This is a genomic window from Massilia genomosp. 1, assembly GCF_011682185.1.
GTDB classification, from domain to species: Bacteria; Pseudomonadota; Gammaproteobacteria; order Burkholderiales; family Burkholderiaceae_D; genus Telluria_A; species Telluria_A rubra.
Genome location: NZ_WHJF01000374.1, coordinates 1 through 525, shown reverse-complemented (window position 1 = coordinate 525; position 525 = coordinate 1). Strand labels below are relative to the sequence as shown.

The window sequence follows — 525 nt, the reverse complement described above, 5'->3', positions numbered from 1 at the left end:
CGCTCGCTTACGGTGACCCGACATGCGCGGTGGGCAGCGGCAGCCTGGCCAATGTGATCGCCGCCCTGGACGAAGCCAAGCGCCGCATCCAGGCCGAGGGCCGCATGGGCGTGGTCAATCTGTCGAGTAACTCGCAGCTGGTTAATCTTCCGCCCGCGCGCGCGCCTATTGCCGCCGCGTTCCTGGCCAGCGTGCGCTCCCTGATCGCACCAAACAGCGCCACCGGCTATCGCGGCGCGGTGTTCGTGCAGTCGGCCGGCAACAACTACCGCGACGCCTGCGCTTACAGCTTCAACGACCGTCTGCCGTCCGACGGCGCGCTGGTGGTCGGCGCGATCGATAGCAATGGCCAGCCGGCCCAGCCCTTGAATGGCAGCGGCGCCTTCCTGCCGCTCGATCCCAAGGGGCAGGTCGAGATGGGTTCGAATTTCGGCAATTGCGTCGATGCCTGGGCCCCTGGCAAGTCGGTCAGGTCGACCTGGATGAACAGCTACGCTTCCACCTATGTGGTCAGTTCCGGCACCT

The 525-nt window shown here is 66.3% G+C and carries 1 protein-coding gene; it reads left to right on the top strand.

The annotated features are described in order from the left end of the window. On the top strand, positions 1–525 hold a 525-nt coding region (locus F1735_RS34165), incomplete at both ends, for a S8 family serine peptidase (RefSeq protein ID WP_167241492.1).